This is a genomic window from Williamsia limnetica (assembly GCF_003217475.1).
GTDB lineage: Bacteria > Actinomycetota > Actinomycetes > Mycobacteriales > Mycobacteriaceae > Williamsia > Williamsia limnetica.
On the sequence record NZ_QJSP01000009.1, the window covers coordinates 122281 to 147228 of the forward strand.

Here is a 24948-nt window from a genome sequence, read left to right on the forward strand (position 1 = left end):
AGATGATGCTCTGGTGATTGATGCATTGGTTTTCGATATGGATGGCGTACTGGTCGACTCCGAGCCGATCTGGGAAGAGGTACGCCGGAGTGTTGTGGCCGACCATGGCGGCACGTGGCTGCCGGAGGCGCAGACGGCGTTGATGGGGATGAGCACCCCGGAGTGGGCGGCCTATCTGAGTGACGACCTGGGTGTCGGCAAGCCGCCGGCGGAGGTGGCGACCATCGTCATCGATCACATGGTGGCCCGCTACGAAGAGCACCTACCGGTGTTGCCGGGTGCCGATGAGGCCGTTCGTCGTTGCGCACGGCGCTGGCCTCTGGGCCTGGCCAGTTCGTCGCCCCGCCGACTCATCGACGCCGTGCTGGAAGCAGCCGGCTGGACAGACCTGTTCGAGGTCACCGTCTCGACCGAGGAACTCGACCGCGGCAAGCCCGCGCCGGATGTGTACTTGCATGCCGTCCGGGAGTTGGGCCGAGAACCCGCGGCCTGTGCGGCCATCGAGGATTCGTCGAACGGGATGCGATCGGCGACGGCGGCAGGTCTGGTGCTGATTGCTGCGCCGCGCCCCGATTATCCGCCCGCCGAAGACGCTCTGGCCCCGGCCGCGTTGGTGATCGACGGAATCGACGCGCTGACGACCGATGCCATAGAGTCACTTCGCTGAGTTCAGGACGGCACGTGCAGCCGCCTGCGGTCCTGACGGCGTCCGCAGGCGCACGTAGACGAGCACGGCGCTCAGCGCGAGCACGGCCGCGGTCGCGATCGATGCAACGTGCATGCCGGACACGAAGGCGGCATTGGCCGAGTCCGTCAACGCTGCAGAAGCTTTCATGGGTAGGTCGGCCGCGACCGCTGAAGAGCCGCCGAGAGTCTCCCGTGCCGCTGCCGCAGTCGCAGGGTCCAGGCCGCCGGTGTCGAGTCCCCGGCGGAAGATCGCCATGACCACACTGCCCAGCACCGCCACACCGAGCGCGACGCCCAGTTCATAGGCCGTTTCGGAGACGGCCGACGCCGCGCCGGCCCGTTCGGGCTCGACTGCACTCACCACGAGGTCCGACGTCAGGGTCAAGGCGATTCCGACTCCGATACCGACCAGCACGAAACCGGCGATGAACAGGCCGAGGCCATCGTCGGTACCCAGCCCGATGAGCAGTAGTGCACCCACCGCCGACACGGCCAGCCCACATGCCAGGACCGTGCCGGCCGGCCACACCCGGACGAGATAGGCCGCACCCAGGGAAGCGGCGGCGCTTGCCGCAGTGCCCGGCAGCAAAACGAGGCCTGCCTCCAGCGGGCTGCAGCCCAGAACCTGCTGCAAGTACTGCGACCCGAAGAACAACACACCGGACAGGGCGAAGATCGACAGGAAATTGGTGAAGACCGCGGCCGAGAAGTCGGCTCTCTGGAAAAGCTTGAGGTCGATCATCGGTGCGTCGAGGATCCGCTGCCGTCGAATGAACAGGACGCCGGCCACAACTCCGACAAGCGCCGCGAACAGATCCGTCAGGCTCGGCCCGTGTGCCGCCGCCTCTTTCACGGCGTAGACGATCGGCACCAACGCCAGCATCGACAGCCCCGAGCTCGGCAGGTCGAACTTGCCCGGACTCGGATCCCTGGACTCCGGGATGACCAGAGGGCCCAGAAGAATCAGCGCGGCCATGAGGGGGAGATTGATCAGGAACACAGAACCCCACCAGAAGTGCTCGAGCAGCCATCCGCCGAGGAGCGGGCCGCCTGCCGCACCCCCTCCTGCCATCGCGCTCCACACCCCGATGGCGGTGACGCGTTGGCGCGGGTCTTTGAAGATGGTGCGGATCAAGCCGAGCGTCGCAGGCATCAGGGTTGCACCCGAAATGCCCTGCAGGACCCGGGCGGCGATGAGCATCTCAGCGCTGACGGCACACGCCGCGAGCAGGGAGGCGATGCCGAATCCAGCGGCACCGATCAAGAGCAGACGGCGCCGGCCGATGCGATCGCCGAGGTTGCCCATGGTGATGAGCAGTCCGGCCACGGCGAACGAGTAGACGTCGATGATCCAGAGGAGTTGTGTGCTGGTCGGCTCGAGATCGGCGCTGAGGAACGGTAGGGCGATATCGAGCACCGTCGCATCGATGGCGATGAGGAGAACGGCGAACGCGAGCACGACGAGCCCCAGCCACTCCTTGGGCCCTGCGGTCTCTCGATCGATGTGCTGCGTTCGGGGCATGTGCAACCCACTCACGACACGTGCTCCTTTGCTCGGCCCGAAAAAACCGTCCGGACGGTACAGCGAAGGTAGCAGTGAACCGTCCAGCCGGTAAAGTGGCCACATGGCCGCTGACACCCGTGATCGGATTCTCGACGCCCTGGAAGAGATGTTGCTCGACGAGGGATTGTCGAGGGTCACCCTCGAAAGCGTCGCGAAATCGGCTGGGGTGTCGAAAGGTGGGCTGCTTTATCACTTCAGCAGCAAAGACGCCTTGATCGCGGCGATGGTTCGTCGACTGGGTGAGCGCTCGGACGATCAGCGCGCCGAGGCCGCCCGCGGCGGTACCACGGTGGCCACCTGGTACCTGCAACCCCCGGAGTCGACGTCGGACAAAGAACTCGCGTTGTTCCGGTCGACCCTGGCGGCTTTGCGCAGCGTCGATGGCAATCCCGGTGAGATCCAGGAGGCGGTCACCGAGGTGATGCAACTCTGGGACGAGGGACTTCGCGCCGAGATCGACGACCCCGTGGATGCCGAGATCATCCGGCTGGTGGGTGACGGGCTGTATCTCGGCGGTTTGTTGGGTCTGCCGCCGATCGATCCTGCGCTGCACCAGCGCGTCGTCGATCGCTTGCTCGGAGTCGGCGCAGAATCTCCGGCCGGTATCAGCGAGGCGTGATGGGCGGCTCGGTGGACCACGGGAAGTTGATCCAGAGGTCGGTGTACTTCCACGTGTAGTCGGCGCGGATCACCGACGCAGGCTTCTCGTACAGCACGGCGGTCCTGACCTCCGAGGCGTGATCGCGGCAGAACGAGTGCACGAGTTCGAGCGTCTTCCCGCTGTCTGCGACGTCGTCGACCACGAGAACACTCAGGCCGTCGAGTTCGGTCGCGTCGAGGATCGGAGGCAAGATGACCGGACTGTCCAGGGTGGTCCCGATGCCGGTGTAGAACTCGACGTTCATCGTGAACAGGGCCTTGCAGTCCAGTGCGTAGGCCAGTGCCCCAGCAGGTACCAGACCGCCGCGTGCGATGCCGAGGACCACGTCGGGGACGAAACTCGAATCAGCGACGAGTTGCGCGAGTTCCCGGCTCGAGCGACCGAAGATCGCCCACGTCATCACTTCTCGATCGGTCATCGGCCAATCGTCCCACGGCTCGGCCGAGCGGCAAACCGCTCGTGGCGGCGAACCTGCGCGGTTATCGCTTGAAGCGGCCTGCGAATCCCCGCAGCGGGAGATCAGCACTGGTGATGATTCCCGGCGGCGCAGCGACGACGCTTCGGATCGAATTGAGTGCGGGCAGTCCGGTGACGGTCATGCCGATCGATGCGAAGTTGTCGGGATTGGAGAGGTCTACGCCGCGTTTCGGGAAGATCATGTGCTTGTTGTAGATGCAGGGATCGCCCTGGATCTGAGTGATGTAGCAGCCCTTGATATCCCAGTTGGGAGTTGTATGGGGAGTCATCTGCCATTCCAGATGGGTCTCGATTCTGGGAACGCCGTCGACCATGCCTTGGTACTTGATGTAGTTGCCGCCGAGGGATCCTTTCGGCAGCTGATACCAGCCCAGGTCGACGTCCTTGGTGCACGCGCCGAGTTCGTAGCTGAAGGTGACCTCGTCGAGTTCCAGGCCGAAACAGTCGGCCATCAGGAGCACGCTGTCGCCGAACACCCGGGTGTACTTCTCGAGTTTGTCCGGGATGCTCGGATCGTCCACCGGTAACCCGTAACCGACCTCGATCCAGGTGTCCTTGGAGTGGTGGCAGGACACATCGACGGATTCTATGGTGATGACGTTCTCGATCTCCGCGACGTCCGCCGAGCACACCACGCCGAGGATCTGATTGACGCCCGGGTTCATCCCGGTGCCGTAGAAGGTCGATCCACCACGCAGGCACGCCTCCGCGAGCACTTCGGTGACCTTCTTGCCCGATGGGTGCGGATGGTTCTCGTCACGGTGATGTCCGGTGATGAAGTCGGCGGTGGTCACGATGTTGATCCCCGCTTCCAGCACCTTCTCGTAGAGGTCCTCGTCGGGGAAGACGCCGTGAAAGGTCACGACATCGGGTTGTGCGGCGATGATCTCGTCGACGGTGCCGGTCGCGATGACCCCGATGGGGTCGAGTCCGGCGATCTCGCCGGCGTCGCGGCCAATTTTTTCGGCGGTGTAGCAGTGCAATCCGACGAGTTCGAGGTCACGGTGGGTTCCGATCCGCTTGATCATCTCGGTGCCGACATTGCCGGTTGCGACCTGAAAGATCCGGATAGGGGTCTGGGCTGGTGTGCTCATGGGGAGCCTTTCGGAAGGGTTTGTCGGTGGAGGCTCAGCGAGCCGTTGCTGCCTTCGGATCGAAGTCCGCAGGGTAGAACTGGGTGGCCCATTGGCGAATGGCGTTGAAGCCCTTGAACTCTGCGGGGGACAGCGCCGGCGGATCCGAGTAGCGCTGGTGCTTCCAGATGTGGATGTCGTTCTGGAACTGTTCGATCACACCGCGGGCATTGCGTAGTGCACGGGTAGAGGGTTGATCGCTCTCATCGTCGGGTGTGCGTCCTATCCAGACGGTGAACCGGATGTCTGAAGTGGTGTCGTCGATCGGTGTGACGGAGGTGAGCGTCCGGTTGTCGATCATTCCCCAACTCTTGGTGCCCGCCACGCCGATTCCGCTGTTGATCGCCTGCACGCCGCTGTTGATCTCCTCGGCGGGCACGTCGTCGAATGCGATGGTGAAATCGACGTAGGAGACCGGGGCGTCGAAGTCGTGACGGGTGAATTCGGGCACGAGTGGAGTGTTGTGCACGTATTTGAAATGAGCGAAGTCCACCCCGTTTTCCATCACGTACTGGGGATGGATCTCCAATCCGGTCTCGAACAGCGTGCTGTGGCCGTAGGCGGGGTAGTAGTCGGCGGCGCTCTTGTCGTCGTCGAAGCCGGACAACACGTCCGTGACGTCGAAGTAGGGTGCACAACGATGTTCGTCGAACCAGATGAACACCGATTCGCTGTGCTCGGTCACCGGGTAGGTGCGGATCCGCCTGCCCTTGTTGGGCCGTTTCTCATAGGGAATGCACACGTTTCGGCCTTCGCTGTCCCATTCCCAGCCATGGAACGGGCATCGCAGGATCTCGCCGTCCACGGTGCCTCCGTGGCCGAGATGGGCGCCGAGGTGTTCGCAGTAGGCGTCCATGACGGTGACCTGACCGGATGCCGCTCGCCAGGCGATCATCTCGGTGCCGAAGTACGTCATCCGGTGGACGTCGCCGGCCTTGATCTCGGCCGACCATGCGACCTGGAACCAACCGGTCGGCTTCATCGGCAATGGCGTCTTTGCCATTTCTGGCCTCCCCTGTGCGTCGTCGCTCTCGCAAGAAGAATAGACCCCTCTGCGAATGTTTGGAAGCGGGTTCTATGAATTCGCCGACAAGTGGCGAGGCGCCACTAGCATGGGGAAAATGACCAACACTGAGGTTGCCGGGCGGCGCAGCAACAAGCGGGGGATGGCGACTCGCGAGAGCATGCTTGACGCTGCGTTGCGCTCACTGGCATCCGGTGACCCCGGCGCCGTCTCTGGCAATCGCATCGCCAAGGACATCGGGGCCACCTGGGGGACGGTGAAGTATCAGTTCGGCGATATCGACGGACTGTGGTCAGCGGTGCTGCGATACACCGCAGAGCGCCGGGGTGACCTGCCGGCGAGCGCCTCCGTGAATGCGTCGCTGCGCGATCGAGTGAGCGCGATCGTCGATAATTTGTATGAAGGGCTGAGCGGCGCGGATTCTCGTGCCATCGAGACCTTGAGAGCGGCGATGCCGCGAGATCGTGCGGAGTTCGAACGGGCATACCCGCTCACCGCTGCAGAGTTCGAGTCGTGGCGGCAGGCCTGGCTGGACACCTGCCGTCGAGCATTCGCCGGTCTCGAGATCGACCCGCAGCGCGTGGCCGAAGTCGCTGCATTCATCCCCGGCGCGATGCGCGGCATGGTCTCCGAGCGCCAACTCGGCACCTACACAGACCTGGACCTGGCCAGGCGGGGATTCACCAACGCGATAGTCGAGTATCTCGAACCCTGACATCTCCGCGACGGGGCAGGCTTGATCAGCTCAGGTGTCGAGGCTGGGGGTGGGTCTTGTGATCCCAGTCGGATCCGGTCGAGTCCTGATCGGACCCGCCCGCTTTCGGGTCACCCCGGCCGGCGGGAACGAGAGAGACGATGATCGACTTGGACGTGGGGCAGTTGCTCTCCAGGGCCGTGGAATCCAGCGGCACGAGAGGATTGGTTTCGGGATAGTAGGCGGCCGCGCAACCTCGCGGCGTCGCGTACTCGACTATGCGGAACGACGGTGCGCACCGAATGTTGTCATCGTCGTCCCACCGGGAGGTGATGTCGACGATGTCGCCATCGCGATGACCGAGGGCCGCTATGTCCTCTCGGTGCATGAAGATGACCCTCCTTCCGCCCTCTATGCCCCGGTACCGGTCGCTGAGTCCGTAGATGGTCGTATTGAACTGATCATGACTGCGCAGTGTCTGCAAGATCAGATGATTTGCGGGAACCTGCAACACCTCGATCGGTGAGACGACGAATTCGCCCCGGCCAGACTCCGTTTCGAAGCTGCGGGTATCCCGGGGCGGGTGGGGGAGGATGAAGCCACCCGGTCTGCGGACATTCACCTCGTAGCCATCACAGCCGGGCACGACCCGCGAGATGTGGGCGCGGATGGTGCGGTAGTCCTCGCGCATCTCGGCCCAGTCGATGCCATGACGGTCGCCCAGGGTGGCCTGTGCGATACCGGTGACGATCGCGACCTCTGATCGCAGGTGCGGACTTGCCGGTGCAAGCGGTCCGCGGGAGGCGTGTACCGAACACGTCGAGTCCTCGACGGTGACGAACTGGGGTCCGCTCGCCTGCACGTCTTTCTCCGTGCGGCCCAGCGTCGGCAGGATGAGAGCGGTGTCGCCGCACACGAGATGGCCCCGGTTGATCTTCGTCGAGATCTGCACCGTCATCCGGGCGTTCCGAAGCGCCTCGAAGGTGACATCACTGTCGGGTGTGGCCTGGGCGAAGTTGCCGCCGAGACCCAGAAAGAAGTGGGCCTTCCCGTCGCGCAACGCTCGGATCGAATCGACGGTGTCGAGGCCGTGTTCGCGCGGTGGATCGAAGGCGAACTCGCGCTGCAGTGAGTCGAGAAAGTGCTGCGGCGGCCTTTCCCAGATGCCCATGGTGCGGTCACCCTGCACGTTGGAGTGCCCGCGAATGGGGAACAGACCGGCGCCGCGCTTGCCGATATTGCCCTGTGCCAGTGCGATATTCGTGACTTCTTTGATGGTGGCCACCGCGTTGCGGTGCTGGGTCAGCCCCATCGCCCAACAGAAAACCGTGGCTTTCGAGTCACGCAGGAGCTCGGCTGCATCTGTGATCTGCTGACGGGTCAGACCGGTCGTCGATGTCACGACGTCCCAGTCCACCGCCCGCACGTGCTCGCGCCAGGCCTCGAAACCGGTGGTGTGGGAGTCGATGAAGTCGTGGTCCAGCGCGTCCCACTCGACAAGCAACGATCCCAGGGCCTGGAACAGTGCGAGGTCGCCGTTGAGAGCGATCGGCAAGAACATGTCGGTCAGGTCAGTTCCCGGTCCCACCATCCCTCGCGGGGTCTGCGGGTTCTTGAAGTTCACCAACCCGGCTTCACGGAGGGGGTTGATGGCCAGGATCGTCGCGCCGTTCTGTTTCGCCTTCTCCAGGGCCGAGAGCATCCGCGGATGATTGGTACCCGGATTCTGACCGGCGATGATGATGAGTTCGGCGTTGTAGACGTCGTCGAGAGTGACACTGGCCTTGCCGATCCCGATGGATTCCTGGAGGGCTATCGAGGTCGATTCATGGCACATGTTGGAACAGTCGGGCATGTTGTTGGTGCCGAACGCGCGGGCGAACAGCTGGTAGACGAAGGCAGACTCATTCGAGGCCCGGCCCGAGGTATAGAAGATCGCCTCATCAGGTGTGGCAAGGCCGTTGAGTTCGTGGGCGATGAGTGAAAACGCCTCATCCCACGCGATGGGTTCGTAGTGGGTGCCGCCGGGACGTTTGATCATCGGGTGGGTGATGCGACCCTGTTGACCAAGCCAGTGCTCGGTGTGGCTGTCCAGATCGGCGATGCTGTGAGCCGCGAAGAACCCTGGCGTGGCCCGGGTGGTCGTCGCTTCTTCCGCCACGGCCTTCGCACCGTTCTCGCAGAACTCAGCGGTGTGCCGATGACCGGGGTCCGGATCGGGCCACGCGCAGCTCATGCAATCGAAACCCTCGGCCTGGTTCAGCTTCAGCAGTGTTTTCGCGGTGCGAACCGTACCCATGTGTCCCAGCGCTCTTTTCATCGAGACGGCCACGGCGGTCGCTCCTGCCGCGTGGCTCTTGGGTCGCTCGATGTCGAGCTGGTCGAGGTCGCGCTCGTTGTTGCCGTTCTTCTCAGGCCGCTCGTTGTTGCCGTTCTTCTCAGGCATGGTGCCCTTTCGTGTGCCGCACGCTCGCGGCCGCCGATCGATCATCCTCGTACAGCATTTCTACCCAACTATGTCCGGCCTCAAGCCTCCTCACGCAGACCGCGATGACAGTTCCCGAATGACGTGGCGGGCCGGAGCGGTGATGGTGACGAGCCTGGCGACCGAGCTGATGGTCACCGAGTCGGTGGCTTCGAGGATGTGTTCAACGGCGTGCAGACTCTGCCGGGCGGCATCGGCCGCCTGCTCGACATCGGTCTGGCTCGCCGCATCGTCGGAACTCTTCAGAACCAGCTCGGCCAGATGCCCGAACATCTCCGCCAGACACCGTCGCGTCTGTTTCTCGAACGGACCCGACTCTTGCCGAGTGGCTTGCAAGGTCTTACCCAGTTCCTCCACGTGCGACCAGGCGTGTCGCAAGGCCGACAATTTCGCGTCCCAGTCGGAGGACCCGATGCCGCCGGCTCGGACCCGGGGGTTGAGACGCCTGCTTTCACGATCGAGCGCCACGGCTCGCTCGGCGTCACGGACCAGCACGACGGCCGCTCGCGCCCGCATACCGGAATCGAAGGATTGCCGGTCGTCGCTGAGCGCTGCTGTGCCCATGTGATCGAGCACGTCGGCCAGGTCGTCGGCGACCCGCCGAATGGCATCGGCAGCATCGAGTTGATGAACCGGCGGCGCAATCGTCGCATTGACTGCGATGCCGATGGCCGCACCGATCGCGGTCTCGATGAGCCTGTCGATCAACGCGGATTCCTCCACAGAAGCCGACGTCAGGATCAGCAGGGCGGTGATGCCGATCCACGTGCCGCTGTCACCGAAGTAACGCCACTGGCCGACCAGCAGCCCGAGGAGCACTGCAATGAAAAGGGCAGCAAGATCCCAGGGGATGAATTCGGTTGCCGCGCTGGCCAAGATGACCGCGATGAACGATGCTGCCAGCTGCTGGGCGGCGGAACGGACCGATCGGTAGACGGTGGCGGCGACGATGAAGACAGCGGACCACGGCGCCAGGAACGGCTGCGAGAAGTCGAAGACCTCGGCAGCGAGTACCCAGGCGATCAAGGCGGCGACGCTCGCCTTGATCGCTTGTATCAGCGCCGCACGCTCCATGCCGCGCTGCGTGGCCGCTCGCTGTAACCATGTCGCGGGCGCGAGGAATACGGTGGCGCGGCGCGCCCATCTGCTGGTCACCGCGAGGAGTGAAACGCCGAGCACAGATCCTTCCGAGGGAGTGGGGGGCGGGCGGCGCCCGGCCTGCTCGATGAACCCGGACGCCTCGCCGAACCGACCGCCGCGGCAGTTACTCCGGCGTACAGCAGCGGTACCCATCTGACCGGAGAGCAAACCCGCGAGGGCGGTGTTTCTCCAACCCAGACAGTGGCTATCCGACTAGAACACCGATCTCCAGAATCGGGTCGGCACCACAGCAACAGGATCGAGGGTCGCAGCACTCATGGAAATCGTCGCATTCGTCGTGATCGCCGTCGTTGTGATCGCCGTGGTCTTTCTCTTGCCCCGCACGAAAAAGACGCAGCAGCCGAAGGACAATCAACCGCACCTGCAGCACGAGCACCGCACCGGACGGGCGCGGGCACTGCGCGATCGGCTCCGCTCCAAGACGCCCCCACATTGACCGGTTGTTGCCGGTGCTGATCACTCGGCAGTGAACATCGGTCGTCCGGCCACGGGGTCAGCGGTGATGCGGGCGCGGACGTCGAAGACCGATCGCAACAGATCCGCGGTCACCACCGTGGCGGGTCGTCCGTCGGCGATGATCTCGCCACCACGGAGCGCCACGATGCGGTCGCAGTAGCGCGCGGCCTGATTGAGATCGTGCAGAACCACCACGACGGTCTTGCCATGCACGCGGACCAGGTCGACCAGCAATTCCATGAGATCGATCTGGTGACGGATATCGAGGTACGTGGTCGGTTCGTCGAGCAGAAGGATGTCCGTGTCTTGAGCAAGCACCATTGCTATCCAGGCACGCTGTCGTTCGCCACCCGACAGAGAGTCCAGTCGGCGGTCGGCCAATGACTCGACACCCGCAAGGGCCATGGCATGGTGCATCGCCTCGTCATCGGTTCGGCTCAACCGCGCAAAGGTACCCAGCCGGGGAAATCGGCCCTGCTCTACCAGTTCGCGCACCCGCAGACCAGTCGGTGCGATGGCGGTCTGAGGTAGTACGGCCAACGCACGAGCCACAGCGGTCGATCGCTGTGCCGAGATGGGTGTCCCGTGTAAGCGGACCTCGCCGCGCCGGGGGAGAAGCACTCGTGCCAGGGTCATCAGGAGGGTGGACTTTCCAGACCCGTTGGGGCCGACGAGGGCAGTCAGTGTGCCCTTGGTGATCTGCACGTTCAGATCGTTGATCACAGACCCGCCGCGGTATCCCACCTGTAGGTCGCAACCCTGCAGTTCAGTGTTGTCGTCGCACATGATGCTCCCTTCGGACCAGCCAGATGAGGTACGGCGCGCCGAGTAACGCCGTGAGCGCGCCGACCGGGAGGCCGCTCACTGCGGGGCCGGCACCGGGTAGATCGAGGGTGATACTGAAAGCCACCAGATCGGCGCCCGAGAGACAGATCGCGCCGAACACGACGCTGACCGGGATCAGGTCGCGGTGATCCGCGCCCACCAGTGCGCGCGCTGCGTGTGGAGCCATCAGCCCGACGAAGGCGACCGCACCAGCTGCTGCAATGGCCGTCGCGGCGGCGATCACGGCAATCGCCAAGAGTGCGAACCTCGTATGGCTGGGCCGCGCCCCCAGACCTGTGGCCGCGATGTCACCGAGGCTCAGGACATTTGCTGCGGGCGCCAAGAACAACCCTGCCGCAGTGAGGGCAAGTACCCAAGGCCACAGAGAATCCCAGTCTGCTTGGGTACGGGCGTTCAGGGAACCGATCAGCCAACGCAGCACCACGCCCATCGGCTTCCCGTCGACAACCAGGAGTAGTGAGGTCACCGCACCGAGTACGGCGCCGATCAGAATCCCGGCGACGGCGAGGGACCGTCGGCCGACCAGGAACAGCATCGCGCCGCAGGCGACTGCGCCGATCAGGGCAGCAGCGGTTGCGAAATCGTTGCCCGGAAACAGGATGAGCGACACCACCACCCCGAGGGCGGCCCCGGAACCGACCCCCGCCGTCCCTGGTTCTGCCAGTGGGTTGCGCATCACCGCCTGTAGCAGCGCACCCGACAGTGCCAGGAGTGCCCCCGCCCCGATTCCCACCAGCACTCGCGGCAGTCGGTACCTGAACACGATCGTCTCGTGCGAGCGGACTGCGGAGGAACCGGACAGTGCTCGGAGGGTGTCGCCCATGCCGAGTTCGGAACGGCCCACGAGGAGATGCGCGACGATGAGTCCACACAAAATCGTGGCGCCGCCGATGAGGAGAACCACCGACCGTCTCACCGGGAAGACTCTTGGCGGTGCAGGGAATACAACAGCGCCGGTACCCCGATCAAGGTGGTGGTGATGCCGACGGGAATTTCAATGGGGTACAGCACTGTTCGTGAGACGAGGTCGGCGGCTGCAAGAAGTGTCGCGCCGACGATCGGGGTCAGCCAGAAGACACGGCGAGAGCTCGTGGTCTGTAGCGCCCACCGGCTCAGGTGTGGGGCGAGCAGCGCCACGTAGGCGACGGGGCCGCAGACCGACGCCACGACAGCCGCCAGCACCGCTGCGCACACCAGAGCCAGGACCCGCGATCGGACGACATTGATCCCCAGGCCGGCGGCGACGTCGTCGCCGAGGGCCAGCGCCGCCACCCGATGTCTCAGGAGATAGGCCACGGGGATGGCAACCATCAACCAGGGCATCACAACTGAGAGATGAGGCCATCCACGGTCGCTGAGGCTGCCGAGCAGATACCGGAACAAGAGCGGGATGTTGCCTTCGGTACCGAGGCTGACGAGGGCGATGACGAGGCCGGACGCCATGGCGCTCGCGGCGGACCCGATCAGCAACACCTGCGTGCTGTCCCGGGTACGCCCGACGGCCGCGATGACCACTGTTCCCGTGGCAAGAGCGCCGCCGAGCGCCACATATGGTAGTCCCGCGAGGGGCACAGGCAACGCGCACACCGTCACTGCGGTGAGAACCACCGCGGCACCCGACGACACACCCAGGATCTCCGGACCAGCGATCCGGTTCTGCATTGCGTCCTGCATCAAGATCCCGGCGAGGGCGAGTGCGGCACCTCCGAGCAGCCCCAGAAGTGTTCGTGGGAGTCGCGCGTCGAAGACGTTCGGGTGTAGTGGCGCTGAGGGGTCCAGCAACGCCGAAAGCGCCTGCGCGGGAGTCAAAGTCGGATCTCCGAGACACAGCGACGCCGCGAGCACGGCGCCGGCCGCGAGGAGCCCGGCGACCACGAGCGTCGGTGTGCGCGAACCGTACCGCGTTCGCTCCCGGCTGTTGATAATGGTTATCATTTCGCATTACATCATTCTGCAAGGGAGATCGAATGCGCAAGTTCACGACTTCATCCAGGTTTCAGCGGACGGCGGTGGCCGTCTCGACGTTGGCGGTTCTCACGACAACGGCGTGCGCAGGAGGCGACTCCGACTCGGGTACCGGCGCCATCTCGGTGACCGATGCAACGGGCGCGACTGTGTCGTTGGACGGACCTGTCGATCGGATCGCCTGCCTGACGATGATTTGTGTCGACGCCCTCAAGGAGGTCGGGATAACGCCGGTCGCGTATCGCGAGGATCTGGCGACCGACGACCGATTCTTCGGACCAGATGCCGGGATGCGGAAGATCACCGGTGGTTTCGGTGAAGAGAACGTCGAAGACATTGCGCTGTCCGAGCCCGATCTCGTGATCGGCTTGGCGGGCGTTCAGGACGGCCTACGGGTGGCAGTGGAAGAATCTGCGCCGCTCTACCTGGTCGATCCGGCCTCGTGGCAGCAGTCCGTCGACTTCCTGCGCACGGTCGGTCAGGTCACCGGTAAGGAGTCCGAGGCCACAGCGGCGGCGGACGCGTTCACGGAGAAGGTAGACGCCGCGAAGCAGAGCAGATCTGACCTCACGACGTTGTCGATGTACGGCGAGCCGGGGAGCCTGGGCGTCGACTCTGTCGGCACGCCGGTGGGGTCACTGCTCGCCGAGGTCAGCAGGTACCCCTGGGCTTCCGGAACGGACGCTTTTGCAACGGTGTCCGTCGAGCAGATCGCGTCTGTGAATCCCGACGTGATCTTCGCGCAGGCCTTTTCCGCGGGCTCTGATTCAGAGCCGCTCTCGGTGCGGCTCGCGGCCAACCCTGTGTGGCCGACCATCTCGGCGGCTGAGAACGATCGGGTGGTCGAGGTGGAGGCGGACGTGTGGGCCACCGGGCGCGGCACCGTGTCCTTGGGCATCGTGCTCGATGTGGTGATGGCAGAACTCGGACCCGCCTGACACTATTGAAAATGATTGTCATTTGGTTTACCGTGGGAACCGCTTGGTACCAAGAGTCCGATTCGGCTGTCTGCAGCTGAATTCAACTGCAATAAAAGGAGATTCATGATCGACAATGAGTTCTTCCGTCCCATCCAGGCGCCTGTCACGCTGGCGACCCACTCGGCCGGACACAGCAACGCCCTCGTGGAAAACCCGTTCGACGATGTCCAGGACACCGACGCCGAGTAGTTCTCGGGTCTTCTGACCCGTCAATGCCCGCATGCCACGCAAGCCGCACAGCTTGCGTGGCATGCGGGGCCGCAACGAGAAGCGAGACCGTGCACTTATCACCGAACACCTCGATCTATCGAGCCCGCAATGGCTATGTACTGCGCACTGCCGACGACCGACATTACGAACTGACCCTGCCCGACCGTGAGGTCGACGAGCTGCTCGACGTGCTCGGCGGGAATGGGGTACCAGAATCGACTGATGTGTCCGCGGTGGTGGCCGCGTTGGTCGACTCCGGGGACGTCGTGGTGCGCGCGACTCTGCCGACCGTGGCGGTGCACGGATCTGGTCGCATCGCGGAGAAGGTCGTAAATATGTTGAGTAGCAGCATAATACGCAGTACCGACCAGGCGGACGTCGTTTGTCACCTCAGTGACGACGAGGTCGACCCCGAGGCGATCGGGCAGGTGGATCTGGCGTGTTACCGGGATGGGATCAGTCAGGTGATCACGCCGCGGGCCGTCGCTCCCGGCGACGTCATCGGTCGCCGCCGCGCGTGCAACCTCCACCGCGACCGGATTCCGTCGCAGTATCGTCCCGTCGGCGGCCGACGACTCGATTCGCCGGAGCACCCGGTGTCCGATCGCGCGGCCGAGCTGATCGCACACCTGATAGTCGACGAGATCGGTCGCCGCGGCGTCGCGGCGGACGAGCGGTCGCACTACCTGCTGACCGTTGTGGACCTGCGAACGCTGACGTCGGTCCGGCGGCCGGTGTTGCCGATTCCTTCTGCGCCACAGTGATATCAGAGCTCGTTCGGGTCGGCGACACCGCGCTACGAACACTCGTCGCGCTGCCGGCTACCCGCCCGCACGCCGTCCTGGTGCTTCGTACGCCCTACGATGCAGACCAGCACGTGGACGAAGCGCGTCAGTGGACGCTGCGAGGTGTGGCGATGGTCGTGCAAGATGTCCGCGGACGATACGGGTCGTCCGGGCGCTTCCGTCCGTATGAGAACGAAGGCTCCGACGGGCTGGCGACTGTGGAATGGGTGCGCCGCCAGTGCTGGGGTCGCGCGCCCATCATCCTCTACGGCACATCGTATGCCGCCCACTGCGCGGTCGAGACCGCCATCGCCGCAGCCAGTTCCGACATGGACGTGGTGGACGGGGTCTCGGTGGCCGTTCCCGCGCTCGGACTCGGCGAGAGCGCACGCAACGTCGATGGATCCTTCCAGCTCGAATCCCGCGTCGGGTGGTGGCTCGAACACGGCGAGGGACAGCGGTCACCGGGAACAGCGATCCCGGACGGTGCGCTCTCGACCTTGCCCGTGGTCGACATCGGGGCTCGGGTCAATCCACCGATCGAGGCGTGGCACAGGGTCTTGCGGGCGGCCCGTCGAGACGCCGAACGCGCCACGAGCACTGCACTACTGCGGTGTCCGCTGCTCGCGATCGGCGGTACCGCCGACTGGTTCGCGCAGGACACCATCGACCTCTGGTCATCGTGGGGTGGGCCTTCTGCCCTCGTCATCGGCCCCTGGGACCACGGTTTGCGGAACTCGGGCCGCGCTCGACACATGCAGTCGTGGATTGCCGATGTGGTCGCCGGTGAAGCGCCGAGCGGTGCGCAGGTCCACGGTCTGCCTGCGGGGATTCGACGATATGCGCAGTGGCCGTCGAGCGAGACGCGGATCCACCTGAAGGGCGGTCATTTCCGTAGCGATCCCTCGACACCCTTTCCCTCTTTGGCATTCGGCGTCGACATCGGGCGTCCGGCCCGCAGGCCCGACTGCCTGCTGGTGGACTTCGAACACCGCGCATCGGTCGTAGTCGGGAGCCCGACCGTCCGAATAGTGAGCTCGCACGGCCACCATCAATGGTCGGCAGTGCTCGCGGTCCGCCGCCGCGACGGACGGCTCGAACAGCTCGCCCACGGGACATCGCCGCGGCCGGACATTCGTCTGACCCCGGTATCCACCCATCTCGAACCAGGAGAGACCATGGCCGTGATCATCTCGGCGCACTCGTTCCCGCGGCATCCGCGCGATCTGCAGGTGGGCGATGACCCTCTCACCGGAACCACCATGCGGACGACCGACCGCGAGGTCCACGGCGTGTTCGTGGAGCTCCCGGCGTGAGCGGCCCGGCGATCCTGACGGCCGAAGACCTCGTCGATCCGTATGCCGGCATCATCCGAGCGCTGCACCCCGTCGAGCGTCTGGACGGTATGCCCGATCGTTACGTCGGCCTGACCGCCGAGATCGCAGACACCAGGGCACATGGCAATTGGCCCAGTGACCTGGTGTCGCTCGGCACCACATTCGCCGACGACGCGGGTGCTCGCATCGCTGCCATCGGAGAGGCCGTGGAGCGCTACTGCGGAAACCATGTGCCTGTGGGCCTTGTGCGCGCCAGCGCCCGCGAACTGCAGGCTTCCGGGGTCCGCCATCTCGGGCCCGCGCAGCTGAACTTCTTCGCACCCTGGCAGCTACAGACGCCGGGGTTCCCCTTCTCGCAGTTCACCGACGACACGTCGGTGGTGTGGGCGAAGGGATCCGGTGACGATGGGCTACCGACGCTGGTGCCGGCGTCGTTCGTGTACCTCAACTGGAGGACCGGTGGGCGACAACGCGAACCGTGGCTGCACCATCTCAACTATGCGGGGATCGCCACCGGAGCGGGTCTCGAGGACGCGGCGACCCGTGGCCTGCTCGAACTGGTCGAACGGGATTCCCTGTCGCTGTGGTGGCATCTGAACCTGCCTGCCCGTGGGATCGCCCTCGAGAGTGTTCCGGGCTTGATCGATGACCTCGGCGACACCCGACTGCGTTGCCACCTACTCGAACTGCCCGCCTTCTTCGGGGTGCCGGTAGTCGCCGCGGTGATCCACGACCCCGAACTGGGAATCGTGGCCGGCGGCTTCTCCGCGAAACTCGACCCGGCGGCGACAGCCCGAAAGGCGGTCTTGGAGGCACTGCACAGCTGGGTCTTCACCCGGGGGCTGACGGACGCCGACGGCTGGGTGTTCGCCTCCATGGAAGCCGGCGTCCTCTCGAGAGGCCTGTATCTCGATCATCGAGCGGATCGGAGCTACCTCACGGGCGCCGGTGCGCGCAGCGAACACATTCGCGACCTGGGCGCTCAGGCCCAGGTGTGGCTCGACCCGCGAACCCAGCAGGCCCTGCTGTCGCGTTTCACCGAGCCGGCCTCCACCATCGGCGTCGGGGAGATGCCGACCGGGGACATCGGGACCTTGCATGCCCGATTGCGCGAGGCCGGGCATCACGTCGTCGTTTGCGACATCACCACGCCGGACGTCGCATTGACCCCGTTGCGGGTCGCCCGCGTGTGCGCCGGTGGACTCATCCCGAATGCGCCTGCCGCATTTCCGTATTTCGGACTCGCGCGGTGGCGAGAGGTCGCACAGGCGGCGGCGGTGGCCGGTGATCCCGACGATCCCGAGTCTCTACTCCTGATACCCCCACCGAGCCTGTGAATCCTTTCCGCACCTTCGTACTTGCCCGATCCATCTGCTGGGCAGGGAATGCGGTCACCCTGGTCGCGTTGCCCTTGTTCGTCTACCAGCAGGGTGGGTCAGCGCTCCTGACCGGGGTGGCGTTCGCGGTCGAGTCGATGCCCTATCTGCTGTTCGGGCTTTTTGCCGGCGCAACGGCCGATCGATTCGATCGCAAGAGAATCCTGGTGGTGTCGCAGATTCTCAGCGCGGTCATCCTGTCGACGATCCCGCTCGCAGCTGTCACGGGGATCGCCTCGATTGCCCATGTGCTGGTGGTGGGGTTTGCGGTCTCCACGTTGTTCGTCTACTACGATGCGGCAACCTTCGGAGTGGTGCCCGCGCTTGTCGGCCGTGACGGCATAGCCGATGCCACAGCCCTTTTGGTCACGACAGGAACCGTCATAGGAATCGCGGGACCCTTGCTGGGTGGTATCGCCGCTTCGGCCTTGAGCCCGGCCGGCGCCATCGCGATCGACGCGGGCTGTTACGTCGTCGCGGCGCTGATCACCGCTACGGTCGCTGTACCTGCGAGTACCGGGGCAGCGGACGCCGACCGGCGAGTGTGGCAACAGATCTCCGAAGGCCTGCAGTACATCTGGCGCCAGCCGGTGATCAGGATGCTGACTCTGGTCGGAATCGGGGTGAGCATGGCCAATGGGGTCGTGGTCGGGCTGATGGTGGTGGTTGGTGTCCGGCGGCTCGGACTCGACGACGGTGATGCACGCCTGGGTGCGCTCTACGCGGCGACTGCGCTCGGAGCCTTCCTGATCAGTCTCGTCAGTGCACATATCCAGCGGCGCATGGGCACCGGGAAGATCACGCTCGTCGGGATAGGAGTGGCTGCGAGTGCGATGCTGGTGTGGGCGCACACCACGTCCTTTGCAGCATCCTTGCTGATCCTTGTCGCATACCAGGCCGCCAACACGATGGTCGTGGTCAACGGGATCGTTGTGCGGCAATCGATCACCCCGGATCATCTGCAGTCCCGGGTGAACACGACAGCCCGGATGATCGCCATGGGCGGCACCCCGTTCGGTGCCACACTCGGTGGAGCGGTCGCCGAGGTGGCCGGTGCCGGCGTGGCACTGTCGATAGGCGCAGCGGCACTCGTGCTGGCGGTCGCCGGCGGCCTGCACGCCGGCGTGGGGCGCTTACCGTTGCTCGCCGAGCTCTCGGCGGGCGCCCACGGCAAAGGCGAGTAAGGGAATCTGGGTGTCGTCCAGCGACAGGACGTCGGCGACTCGATCGTCGTAGAAGCCGGAGATCGCGCAGCAGGAGAGTTCGAGGGCCTCACCCACCAGATAGAGGTGTGCTGCAGCCACCCCGGCGTCGACATGCACTGTCCGATAGTGTCTCTCGGAGTACTTCACCAGCGTCGCGGTCATTTCTCCGGCGAGGACGAGGCACACCGAGGCGCGTTGCGCGAACTCGGCTTGCACGAGGCACTCACCGAAAGCGGTGCGGATGTCGCCCGTCCTACGCTGAATGAGCCGGTGCCGGGCCGGGTCGAACGTGTAGATGGCCGAAGCGATGTCGTCGATGGGTTCCAACGCCACGACGTGGACTGTCATCGAGTTCAGGCCACCCGCGCTCGGATGGATATCGAGGGTGTGTGCTGTTCGCTCGCCGGTGGTCACCGTGCGTTGCGGCCCCAGGGCCCATCGCAACAAGGTGGACAACTCGAGATGTCGGAGCGAGCCGAAGACGTACCGTGAACGACGCTCCAGCAGTGCCCGGCCCAGGGGAAGCGTCGGTTCATCACCGGGCGCCCTGAGAGATACCGATCCGGTGCTGTCGCTCAGGGCTGTCGACATGCTGGGATCAGGGGCGTTGTCAGAGAGCGCCTGGTGTATCCGCTGTACACGATCGATTCGCGAAGAGAACTGCGTGGTCATCTCGGAAGTATAACGACAATCATTGTCGATAATGGTTCGTCGAGGTCGTTGGTCGACGCGAAGTGGCGCCTCTCTCGAGAACTTTCGGTGCGCGCATCGTCAACGATCCATGCGCGGATGTGCAAGTATCCCAGGTCACATTTATCCATGCTGGTCACAGTAGGCAAAACGTGAGAATGCCTGACCAGACCGCCGCAGGCGAGTCGGCCTGGCACCAGACGATAGGACAATCATGACCGCAGTACAGGATTCGTTGATCGCAGGCGGGGGTCTGCCGGACGAAACCCCCACTGAACTCTTCGTCGCCGGCACATGGCGGCAGTCGTCCGACGGGTCGAGCTTCACCGACCTGAACCCGGCGACAGAAGAAGTGCTGGCAGAGGTGTCGGCCGCCACTGCATCCGACGTGGATGAAGCAGTCCGCGCTGCACGCGCCCAGCTCGGCGGAGAGTGGGGGTCGATGCCCGGCGTGATGCGCGGGAAGATCCTGAACAAGGTGGCTGACCTCATCGAGCGGGACGCCGATGCGCTGGCCACCCTTGAATCACTCGACATCGGTAAGCCTCTCGGACAGCCGGCGATGCTCGACATCCCGAACGCCGCGGCAACGTTCCGACACTTCGCCGGCTGGGCCGACAAGATCACCGGCCAGACGATCCCGACCGCAGGGTATTTCGGCCAGCAGACGCACTCTTACACGGTGCGTGAGCCGGTCGGTGTCATCGGCGCGATCGTCCCGTGGAACACCCCGCTGATGATCGCGGCGTGGAAGCTCGCGCCCGCACTGGCAGCGGGCAACACAGTGGTCGTGAAGCCGTCTGAGGATGCGCCGCTGTCGATCCTGCACCTGGCGAAGCTGTTGCAGGAGTCAGGTATTCCCGACGGTGTGGTCAGTGTTGTACCCGGGCTGGGTGATGTGGCCGGCGATGCTCTGGTCAGGCACCCCGATGTCGACAAGATCAGTTTCACCGGCAGTCCGCGGGTGGGCAGGCTCATCGCCAAGATCGCCGCCGACACGTTCAAACGCACCACCCTGGAACTCGGTGGCAAATCGCCGCAGATCATTCTCGCCGACGCCGACGTGGAGGCCGCCATCAACGGGACGGCGATGGGGTTGTTCTTCAACCAGGGCGAGGTGTGCGCTGCGGGCACCCGCGTACTGGTCCATCGCTCGCTGTATTCGCAGGTGGTCGACGGCCTCGCCGCCGCAGCGTCGGCGCAGGTCCTCGGCGACCCCCGCGAGGCGGCGACCACGATGGGGGCACTGGTCAACGCCAAGCAACGTGATTCGGTACTCGCCTACATCGAGGCGGGTAAACGCGATGGCGCCCGGGTGGTTGCGGGTGGTCACAGGCATGGCGACAAAGGCTTCTTCGTCCAACCCACGATCTTCGCCGATGCGAGCAATGACATGACCATCGCACGCGAAGAGATCTTCGGTCCCGTGGGCACCGTCATCCCGTTCGATGACGTGGATGAGGCGATCCGTATTGCCAACGACACCGAGTACGGACTCGCAGCCAGCATCTGGACGCGCGATGTGTCGTACGCCCACAGACTCGCCGCACAGGTCCGCGCGGGGGCGGTCTGGGTCAACGGTTGGGCGGCGATTGATCCAGCTCTGCCCTGGGGCGGAATGAAATCAAGCGGCACCGGCCGGGAACTCGGCTGGGCCGGTATCGAAGCGAACACCGAAGAAAAAGTTGTCACCGTCGTCCTGTGACGACCGGAACTGTAGATAGGGAGTAGATATGAAGACTCAGGCAGCGGTGCTCTGGGAGCCCGGACAAGACTGGCAGATAGAGGAACTGATCCTGGACGATCCGAAATACGGCGAGGTGAAGGTCGAGCTCGCCGCCTCCGGTTTGTGCCACTCCGACGAACACGTCCGCGATGGCAGTGTGCCGGTGGGTCTCTTGCCGTTCATCGGTGGCCACGAAGGAGCGGGTGTCGTCACACAGATCGGTCCCGGCGTGACCAGCCTCGAGGTCGGCGACCACGTATCGCTGGCCTTCATTCCTGCGTGCGGCCGGTGCCGCGAGTGCGCCAACGGGCAGTCCAGCATCTGTGATCTCGGTGCTCATCTGCTCGAGGGCTACCAGGTGTCCGATGGCACGGCGAGACACCACGTTCGCGGGAAGGACGCTGGAATCCAGTGTCTGCTCGGAACATTCGCACCGCACACAGTTGTGAATGAAGCGTCCTGCGTAAAGATCACCAAAGACATTCCGCTCGACAAGGCCGCTCTGGTCGGCTGCGGTGTCACCACCGGTTGGGGTTCGTCGGTCTACGCAGCGGGTGTCGGTGCGGGTGAGACAGTGGTGATCCTGGGAATGGGCGGTATCGGCTGCGGTGCTGTGCAGGGCGCAGCGCTCGCGGGCGCCCGGCACGTGGTCGTCGTCGACCCGTCGTCGTTCAAACGGGAGCAGGCCAAGATCTTCGGTGCGACGCACACGGCGGCGGACATCGATGAGGCGCTGATCCTGGTGAACGAGCTGACCTGGGGTCACCTTGCCGACAAGGTCCTGATCACTGTTGATGTCGCGCGTGGAGAGCTCATCGCGCCTGCGATGAGCCTGGTGGCGAAGGGCGGTGTGTGCGTACAGGTCTCGGTCGGCAACGTTGCCGACATCGATACGAAGTTGAGCCTGTTCGATCTGACGGCGATGCGTAAAACGCTCAAGGGCGCCTGGTTCGGCAATGCCAACATCCGTTTCGACATCCCGCACTTGCTGCGGCTGTACATGGAGGGCCAGCTCAAGCTGGACGAAATGATCACCCGTGAGTACACCCTCGACCAGGTCAACGACGGATACGAGGCCATGCGGCGGGCCGAAAATGTCCGCGGACTGATCCGCTACTGACATACCGGTACCGACGATTCGCCCTCCTTCCGTTGCGTAGGGAGGGCGATTCGTCGCCGGCCCGCGAGCGCGCTCAGGCCTCGCGATAATGGCGCGGCGACACGCCGTACGTCTGTTTGAAGAGCCGAGAGAAGTGCGAAGCGTCAACCAGGCCATTGGTGGCGCAGATCGAGCCCACACTGCGGTGGCTCTGTGTCCGGTCGGCAAGATCGCGTCTACATCGTTCGAGCCGACGTTGCCGGATGAAGCCTGCCACCGACAGCCCATCGTAGGCGAAGAGTTTCTGCAGGTAGCGCACCGATACGTGATGGTGGGATGCGACCGCGGTTGGGCACAGGGTGGGGTCCCCGAGATGCGCCTCGATGTACGCGCGGGCGCTGAGGAGCACTGTCTGTCCGGATCCCAACGCGTCGACAGGCGCCGACGACCTGACCACCGCGCTCACGATGTCGGCGACCGCATCTTCGATCAGCGGCGTTGCCGCACTCGACCCTTGATGGTTCGAGCGTAACGACAACAAGAGCGGGCCCAGCAGAGCGCCCGCCCCTGTGGTGGTGGTGATGGTCCTTGCGGTGGCGTCCGTCAGTTCCCGGTCGGCGACGCGCAGCGCCTGGCGCGGGATGACGGCGACGAGCATGTCGAATGAATCGGTCAGGTGCAAACCGTATTCGACGCTGGTGTCGTAGATCGCCAGATCACCCGGAGCGAGCGTGGCATGCCGACCATTCTGCTGTACGGTGCTGTGGCCATGCAGTTGCAGTCCCACCTTGATGACGCCCGGGTCCGCGCGGCGGATGGTGGCCACCGAGCGACGGACATGTGAACAGTCACCGAGAACCTCAGCCAGTTGGAGATCACCGACGGTGATCGAGCTCAACGCCCCCGAGAAGTCGCCTGGCCGGTGGTCGGGTGAGGCGTCGAGAGGTACGAACGCCGACGAAATCGCTTCGCGCCATTCATCGAAACCCACCCGATCATGGGGCGGGGCGGTCGTGATCCCGTCAGGGGTCACCTGGTCGATCGATTCCGACTGCGGCATACGGCTCCTCAGATCTTGGGCCTCTTGTCGATCAGGCGTTTGGCTTTACCGACGGAGCGTTCGATGCCTTCCGGGCCGACGATGTCCACAGTGACCGTGACGCCTATCCGGTTCTTGATCAAGGTCTGTAGCGCCATCGACGCGGCGGCATGCTGGTCCGAGAGCACCCCGGGCCGGGCCTCGACCTTCACGATGAGGTTGTCCATCCGCCCGGCGCGTTCGAGCACACACTGGAACTGTGGTGAGAGCGCAGGAACGGTCAGGATCAGCTCTTCGATCTGGGTGGGGAAGAGGTTCACCCCACGCAGGATGATCATGTCGTCGGTGCGGCCGGTGACTTTCTTCATTCGCCGCATGGTGCGCGCGGTGCCCGGTAGCAGACGGGTCAGGTCCTTGGTCCGGTAACGGATGATCGGCATGGCTTCTTTGGACAGCGAGGTGAACACGAGCTCACCCTCCTCGCCGTCGGGGAGGACCGCACCGGTCTCCGGGTCGATGATCTCCGGGTAGAAATGATCCTCCCAGATGTGTAGGCCGTCCTTGGTTTCGACACATTCCATCGCCACCCCCGGGCCCATCACCTCCGACAGGCCATAGATGTCGACCGCGTCCATGTTCAGCGAGGTCTCGATCTCCTTGCGCATCTCCTCGGTCCAGGGCTCGGCCCCGAAGACCCCGGTCCGCAGTGATGTCGTGGCCGGGTCGATGCCTTTCTTGATCATCGCGTCGACGATGGTGAGCATGTAGGACGGTGTCACCATGATCGCGTCGGGTTCGAAATCCTCGATGAGCTGGATCTGGCGGTCGGTCATCCCCCCGGACATCGGGATCACCGTGCAGCCGAGCCGTTCGGCGCCGTAGTGCGCGCCGAGTCCGCCGGTGAACAGGCCGTAGCCGTAGGCCACGTGCACCTTGTCGGCCGGGCGGACCCCGGCCGCCCGAAGGCTGCGTGCGACCAGGTCGGCCCAGTTGCTGATGTCGTTCGATGTGTAGCCGACCACGGTGGGCCGCCCGGTGGTGCCGGACGATGCGTGGATTCGGGAGACCTTGTCCTGCGGCACCGCGAGCATCCCGAACGGGTAGTTTTCCCGCAGGTCGGCCTTCGCCGTGAACGGGAAACCAGCGAGGTCGCTGAGATCCTTGAGATCGGTGGGGTGCACGCCGGCGGCGTCGAACGCCGTCCGGTAGTGCGGCACGTTGTCGTAGGCGTGCTTCAGCGACCACTGCAGGCGCTGCAGCTGGAGTGTGGATATCCGGTCCCGCGTTGCGAATTCGATGTCGTCGCCGGGTGCGGTCGGAGTATTCGAGAGGACGCTGGTCATGGGTT

General features: G+C 64.6%; 24 protein-coding genes. 12 read left to right on the forward strand and 12 right to left on the reverse strand.

Annotated elements, in window-relative coordinates:
* Nucleotides 1-13: 13 nt before the first annotated feature.
* The gene (locus DFR67_RS16145) at nt 14-667 is read left to right on the forward strand and encodes an HAD family hydrolase (protein WP_110470526.1); all 654 of its coding nucleotides are present in this window, start codon (nt 14-16) and stop codon (nt 665-667) included.
* Here DFR67_RS16145 and DFR67_RS16150 read toward each other — a convergent pair.
* Nucleotides 656-2209, reverse strand: coding sequence for an MFS transporter (locus DFR67_RS16150; RefSeq protein WP_110470680.1), 1554 nt, complete (start codon nt 2207-2209; stop codon nt 656-658). The two genes, DFR67_RS16145 and DFR67_RS16150, sit on opposite strands and share 12 nt — an antisense overlap.
* A 103-nt stretch (nt 2210-2312) precedes the next feature.
* Here DFR67_RS16150 and DFR67_RS16155 point away from each other — a divergent pair, with 103 nt between their 5' ends.
* Nucleotides 2313-2870 (forward strand): TetR/AcrR family transcriptional regulator, encoded by a 558-nt coding sequence (locus tag DFR67_RS16155; RefSeq protein ID WP_110470527.1) that lies wholly within the window; start codon nt 2313-2315, stop codon nt 2868-2870.
* Here the strand turns inward: DFR67_RS16155 and DFR67_RS16160 are convergent.
* The 3 genes from DFR67_RS16160 to DFR67_RS16170 form a co-directional block, all read right to left on the reverse strand.
* Nucleotides 2857-3330 (reverse strand): phosphoribosyltransferase, encoded by a 474-nt coding sequence (locus DFR67_RS16160; RefSeq protein WP_110470528.1) that lies wholly within the window; start codon nt 3328-3330, stop codon nt 2857-2859. The two genes, DFR67_RS16155 and DFR67_RS16160, sit on opposite strands and share 14 nt — an antisense overlap.
* Before the next feature lie 61 nt (nt 3331-3391).
* On the reverse strand, nt 3392-4483 hold the full coding sequence (locus DFR67_RS16165; protein WP_110470529.1) for an NAD(P)H-dependent amine dehydrogenase family protein: 1092 nt from the start codon (nt 4481-4483) through the stop codon (nt 3392-3394).
* A 34-nt stretch (nt 4484-4517) separates the two neighbouring features.
* Nucleotides 4518-5525, reverse strand: coding sequence for an aromatic ring-hydroxylating dioxygenase subunit alpha (locus DFR67_RS16170; protein WP_110470530.1), 1008 nt, complete (start codon nt 5523-5525; stop codon nt 4518-4520).
* Between the two features lie 118 nt (nt 5526-5643).
* Between DFR67_RS16170 and DFR67_RS16175 the strand changes: the two genes are divergently transcribed.
* Nucleotides 5644-6261 (forward strand): TetR/AcrR family transcriptional regulator, encoded by a 618-nt coding sequence (locus DFR67_RS16175; protein ID WP_110470531.1) that lies wholly within the window; start codon nt 5644-5646, stop codon nt 6259-6261.
* Nucleotides 6262-6286: 25 nt separating this feature from the next.
* On the opposite strand, the gene DFR67_RS16180 is transcribed toward DFR67_RS16175, so the two are convergent.
* Both DFR67_RS16180 and DFR67_RS16185 read right to left on the reverse strand, forming a co-directional pair.
* A complete protein-coding gene (locus DFR67_RS16180; RefSeq protein ID WP_110470532.1) occupies nt 6287-8686 on the reverse strand; it encodes an FdhF/YdeP family oxidoreductase in 2400 nt (799 codons plus the stop codon).
* 90 nt (nt 8687-8776) lie between these two features.
* Nucleotides 8777-9880: an FUSC family protein gene (locus DFR67_RS16185; protein ID WP_158539971.1), complete on the reverse strand. Its 1104-nt coding sequence runs from the start codon at nt 9878-9880 to the stop codon at nt 8777-8779.
* Between the two features lie 262 nt (nt 9881-10142).
* Here DFR67_RS16185 and DFR67_RS16190 point away from each other — a divergent pair, with 262 nt between their 5' ends.
* Nucleotides 10143-10322 carry a hypothetical protein gene (locus tag DFR67_RS16190; protein WP_110470534.1) on the forward strand — a complete coding sequence of 60 codons (180 nt, stop codon included), beginning with the start codon at nt 10143-10145 and terminating at the stop codon, nt 10320-10322.
* 20 nt (nt 10323-10342) lie between these two features.
* Here DFR67_RS16190 and DFR67_RS16195 read toward each other — a convergent pair whose 3' ends face one another.
* From DFR67_RS16195 to DFR67_RS16205, 3 genes are read right to left on the reverse strand one after another with little or no spacing between them, the layout of a single operon-like run.
* A complete protein-coding gene (locus DFR67_RS16195) occupies nt 10343-11128 on the reverse strand; it encodes an ABC transporter ATP-binding protein (protein WP_110470535.1) in 786 nt (261 codons plus the stop codon).
* On the reverse strand, nt 11109-12104 hold the full coding sequence (locus DFR67_RS16200) for a FecCD family ABC transporter permease (protein ID WP_110470536.1): 996 nt from the start codon (nt 12102-12104) through the stop codon (nt 11109-11111). The genes DFR67_RS16195 and DFR67_RS16200 overlap by 20 nt, the downstream gene beginning before the upstream one ends.
* Complete coding sequence (locus tag DFR67_RS16205) at nt 12101-13123, reverse strand: FecCD family ABC transporter permease (RefSeq protein ID WP_110470537.1); 1023 nt, start codon at nt 13121-13123, stop codon at nt 12101-12103. Before DFR67_RS16205 ends, DFR67_RS16200 begins: the two co-directional genes overlap by 4 nt.
* A gap of 32 nt (nt 13124-13155) precedes the next feature.
* Here DFR67_RS16205 and DFR67_RS16210 point away from each other — a divergent pair, with 32 nt between their 5' ends.
* The 6 genes from DFR67_RS16210 to DFR67_RS16230 all read left to right on the forward strand — a co-directional run bounded on the left by DFR67_RS16210 (nt 13156) and on the right by DFR67_RS16230 (nt 19025).
* Nucleotides 13156-14091, forward strand: coding sequence for an ABC transporter substrate-binding protein (locus DFR67_RS16210; RefSeq protein ID WP_110470538.1), 936 nt, complete (start codon nt 13156-13158; stop codon nt 14089-14091).
* A gap of 105 nt (nt 14092-14196) precedes the next feature.
* A complete protein-coding gene (gene amiA / locus DFR67_RS31145; RefSeq protein ID WP_245937989.1) occupies nt 14197-14322 on the forward strand; it encodes a streptamidine family RiPP in 126 nt (41 codons plus the stop codon).
* Between the two features lie 89 nt (nt 14323-14411).
* Nucleotides 14412-15107: a hypothetical protein gene (locus DFR67_RS30540; RefSeq protein WP_158539972.1), complete on the forward strand. Its 696-nt coding sequence runs from the start codon at nt 14412-14414 to the stop codon at nt 15105-15107.
* Complete coding sequence (locus DFR67_RS16220; RefSeq protein ID WP_158539973.1) at nt 15104-16444, forward strand: CocE/NonD family hydrolase; 1341 nt, start codon at nt 15104-15106, stop codon at nt 16442-16444. Before DFR67_RS30540 ends, DFR67_RS16220 begins: the two co-directional genes overlap by 4 nt.
* Nucleotides 16441-17802, forward strand: a complete 1362-nt coding sequence (locus tag DFR67_RS16225; protein ID WP_211325083.1) for a YcaO-like family protein — start codon at nt 16441-16443, stop codon at nt 17800-17802. The genes DFR67_RS16220 and DFR67_RS16225 overlap by 4 nt, the downstream gene beginning before the upstream one ends.
* Complete coding sequence (locus tag DFR67_RS16230; protein WP_110470541.1) at nt 17799-19025, forward strand: MFS transporter; 1227 nt, start codon at nt 17799-17801, stop codon at nt 19023-19025. The genes DFR67_RS16225 and DFR67_RS16230 overlap by 4 nt, the downstream gene beginning before the upstream one ends.
* Here DFR67_RS16230 and DFR67_RS16235 read toward each other — a convergent pair.
* Nucleotides 18975-19718 (reverse strand): SagB family peptide dehydrogenase, encoded by a 744-nt coding sequence (locus tag DFR67_RS16235; protein ID WP_110470542.1) that lies wholly within the window; start codon nt 19716-19718, stop codon nt 18975-18977. The two genes, DFR67_RS16230 and DFR67_RS16235, sit on opposite strands and share 51 nt — an antisense overlap.
* A gap of 232 nt (nt 19719-19950) precedes the next feature.
* On the opposite strand from DFR67_RS16235, the gene styD reads away from it, so the two are divergent.
* Together styD and DFR67_RS16245 are read left to right on the forward strand one after the other, a co-directional pair.
* A complete protein-coding gene (gene styD, locus DFR67_RS16240) occupies nt 19951-21441 on the forward strand; it encodes a phenylacetaldehyde dehydrogenase StyD (RefSeq protein WP_110470543.1) in 1491 nt (496 codons plus the stop codon).
* Nucleotides 21442-21469: 28 nt separating this feature from the next.
* Nucleotides 21470-22582 (forward strand): NDMA-dependent alcohol dehydrogenase, encoded by a 1113-nt coding sequence (locus DFR67_RS16245; protein WP_110470544.1) that lies wholly within the window; start codon nt 21470-21472, stop codon nt 22580-22582.
* A gap of 73 nt (nt 22583-22655) precedes the next feature.
* Here the strand turns inward: DFR67_RS16245 and DFR67_RS16250 are convergent, their stop codons facing one another.
* Both DFR67_RS16250 and paaK read right to left on the reverse strand, forming a co-directional pair.
* Nucleotides 22656-23621 carry an AraC-like ligand-binding domain-containing protein gene (locus tag DFR67_RS16250; protein ID WP_211325084.1) on the reverse strand — a complete coding sequence of 322 codons (966 nt, stop codon included), beginning with the start codon at nt 23619-23621 and terminating at the stop codon, nt 22656-22658.
* 8 nt (nt 23622-23629) lie between these two features.
* Nucleotides 23630-24943, reverse strand: coding sequence for a phenylacetate--CoA ligase PaaK (paaK, locus tag DFR67_RS16255; protein WP_110470545.1), 1314 nt, complete (start codon nt 24941-24943; stop codon nt 23630-23632).
* Nucleotides 24944-24948: the final 5 nt, after the last annotated feature.